General features: G+C 60.7%; 3 protein-coding genes. 2 read left to right on the top strand and 1 reads right to left on the bottom strand.

Annotation, left to right across the window (positions count from 1 at the left end):
* The first annotated feature begins 2 nt into the window (after positions 1 to 2).
* On the top strand, positions 3 to 623 hold the full coding sequence (locus ACXRVY_RS21635; RefSeq protein WP_458238199.1) for a DUF2238 domain-containing protein: 621 nt from the start codon (positions 3 to 5) through the stop codon (positions 621 to 623).
* A gap of 194 nt (positions 624 to 817) precedes the next feature.
* On the opposite strand, the gene ilvD is transcribed toward ACXRVY_RS21635, so the two are convergent.
* Positions 818 to 2,500 carry a dihydroxy-acid dehydratase gene (gene ilvD / locus ACXRVY_RS21630; protein ID WP_223463351.1) on the bottom strand — a complete coding sequence of 561 codons (1,683 nt, stop codon included), beginning with the start codon at positions 2,498 to 2,500 and terminating at the stop codon, positions 818 to 820.
* Between the two features lie 474 nt (positions 2,501 to 2,974).
* Between ilvD and ACXRVY_RS21625 the strand changes: the two genes are divergently transcribed.
* Positions 2,975 to 3,182: malate:quinone oxidoreductase (locus ACXRVY_RS21625; RefSeq protein WP_458238200.1), on the top strand; the 208-nt coding region annotated here is incomplete at its 3' end.

Raw genomic sequence — 3,182 nt, 5'->3', positions numbered from 1 at the left:
ACCTGATGTTGCTGATGGTGTTTCTGCTGATTGTCGTGGTGTCGGGTTTTTCTCCCCGCAGCCGGGTGGACTGGGCGCTGGAGAACCTGTTGGTGCTGTTGCTGGTCGGGACGTTGGTGGCGGTTTCTCGCCGGTTCCGCTTGTCGGCGGCGTCCATCACGCTGGTGTTTGCGTTCCTGTGCGTTCATGAATTGGGTGCCCACTACACCTATTCCCTGGTGCCTTACGATCATTGGTCTTTGGCATGGTTCGGCTTCAGTTTCGATCAGGTGTCAGGTGTTCATCGCAATCACTACGACCGACTGGTGCACTTGAGCTACGGACTGCTGCTGGCTTATCCGGTGCGCGAAGTCCTGTGGCGTCTGACTTCGCTGCGCGGGTTCTGGCTGTTTTTCGTGACCCTGAACATCATGCTGTCGACGTCCGCCGTGTACGAACTGGTGGAGTGGATCGGCGGGGCCTTTCTGGGCAATGACACCGCGAACGCCTTCGTCGGCGCGCAAAACGACCCTTGGGACTCGCAAAAGGACATGGCCGTCGCGGTAGTCGGTGCGTTTGCCACTCTGTTGCTGGTGTCCCTGTGCGGCAGGGTGCAAAAACAAGCGATGACGACTGCAAGGTGATCGGGCAGACGGCTTCGGCGGGGTAGCTGTTGAGGTAGAGGTTGCCTGACAGGACGCCATCGCGAGCAAGCTCGCTCCCACAGGGATTGGGATTGTACACAAATGCTGCGTACACCTGATTCACTGTGGGAGCGAGCTTGCTCCGGGCGGCGTTCCGACGATGGCAATAGCCCAGACAACGCTGGACCAGCGCCCTAAAGATATTTATCCGTCACAGCCCCCTCCGAAGCACTGGACACGGTCTTTGCATACTTGGCCAGCACCCCGCGCTTGTATTTCGATTCCGGCCGCACCCAACGGGACTTGCGCTCGGCCAGCACGGCATCGGAGACATCCACTGTGATTTGCCGGGTTTGCGCATCAATGATGATCCTGTCGCCATTCTCGACCAACGCAATCGGCCCGCCCTCAAAGGCTTCCGGCGTGATGTGACCGACCACGAAACCGTGGGAGCCGCCGGAGAAACGGCCATCGGTGATCAGCGCCACCTCCTTGCCGAGGCCTTTGCCCATGACCGCCGACGTCGGCGAGAGCATTTCGCGCATGCCCGGTCCGCCCTTGGGGCCTTCATAGCGGATCACGATCACTTCGCCGGGCTGCACTTCACCATTGAGAATGCCGGCCAGCGCACCTTCCTCACCGTGATAGACCCGGGCCGTGCCTTCGAAGCGCAGCCCCTCCTTGCCGGTGATTTTGGCCACGGAGCCGCCGGGCGAGAGGTTGCCGCGCAGAATGACCAGGTGGGAGTCTTTTTTGATCGGCTGGTCGAAAGGCCGGATCACGTCCTGGCCGGCCGGGTAGTCGGGCACGCTGGCGAGGTTTTCCGCCAGGGTCTGGCCGGTGACGGTCAGCGCATCGCCGTGCAGCATGCCGGCATCGAGCATGCGTTTCATCAGCGGTTGAATGCCGCCGATGGCCACCAGTTCGCTCATCATGTATTGGCCGCTGGGGCGCAGGTCGGCGACCACCGGGGAAACCTTGCCCAGCTCGACGAAGTCATCCAGGGTCAGTTCGACATCCACCGCGTTGGCCATGGCCAGCAGATGCAGCACGGCATTGGTCGAGCCGGCGAGGGCGATCACCACGCGAATGGCGTTCTCGAAGGCTTTACGGGTCATGATGTCGCGAGGCTTGAGGTCGAGCTTGAGCAGTTCCATGACCTGCTGGCCGGCGCGGAAACTGTCCGAGGCCTTGTCGCCGCCAATGGCGTCCTGGGAGCTGGAACCGGGCAGGCTCATGCCCAATGCTTCAATGGCTGAGGCCATGGTGTTGGCGGTGTACATGCCGCCACAGGAACCGGGGCCGGGAATCGCCACTTCCTCGATCTGCTTGACCTGGATCTCGCTGATGTCGCCGCGGGCGTGCTGGCCCACGGCCTCGAACACGGAAATGATGTCGGTATGGCCGGCACCCGGCTGGATGGTGCCGCCATAGACGAAGATCGACGGGCGATTCAGCCGCGCCATGCCGATCAGGCACCCCGGCATGTTCTTGTCGCAGCCGCCAATGGTCACCAGGCCGTCGAATCCCTCGCAACCGGCCACCACTTCAATGGAGTCGGCGATGACCTCGCGGGACACCAGCGAATACTTCATGCCTTCGGTGCCGTTGGCGATGCCGTCGGAAATGGTGATGGTGTTGAAGATCACGCCCTTGGCGCCCGCGGCATTCGCGCCTTTTTCGGCTTCGAGCGCCAGCTTGTCGATGTGCATGTTGCAGGGCGTGACCATGGCCCAGGTCGAGGCGATGCCGACCTGCGGCTTCTGGAAGTCTGCATCGGTAAAGCCCACGGCCCGCAACATGGCGCGTGCCGGTGCAGCCTCTACGCCGTCGATGACGTGGGATGAGTATTTGCGCAGATCGTCTTTATCGCTCATGACTTCTCCTGTCGCTCATGGCTGTTCTTATCGCTCATGGCTGTTTCTATCGCTCATGGCTGTTCCTCACACACTCGTTGAGAAAAACAGGATGAGTATAGAAGGCCGGGCGCCCGGGCCCGGACTAACCGGTCGGCAACAGACGCGCGGGTAAGCCTTGTCGTGATATTCTGCGCGCCAACTTGGTTTGACCTATTCAGTTTGCATGTCCGCAAGACGTGCCGACGGAATCACTGTCGCTCAAGTAGCTGAAGCCAATAAAGATAAAAAGTCAGTTCAGAAGGGACATTAAACTGGGGTCGACGCGGTTCGTCGGCCTTGTGTGCCCACCCTGCAATCCTTGAGTGCCGCATCCGTGACTGCCGTGAAACATGGGGCTGTGCGCGTGAGGATGGAAGGGCGGATGGCGTTTTATCATAGGTGCTACAGATGTTTAAGAAAGTGRACACGGCCCTGCTGGGGCTGGCTTTGTCGATGGGGATGTCTTGCGTCCACGCGCAAGAGGCAAAGAAAGTCGATGTATTGCTGATTGGCGGCGGCATCATGAGCGCGACCCTGGGTGTCTGGCTCAATGAGCTGGAACCTGGCATGTCGATGGAAATGGTCGAGCGCCTCGACGGCGTCGCCCAGGAAAGCTCCAACGGCTGGAACAACGCCGGTACCGGTCACTCCGCCCTGGCCG

It is taken from the genome of Pseudomonas sp. P5_A2_2, assembly GCF_054177685.1.
This window is presented reverse-complemented; position numbering and strand designations above follow the sequence as displayed.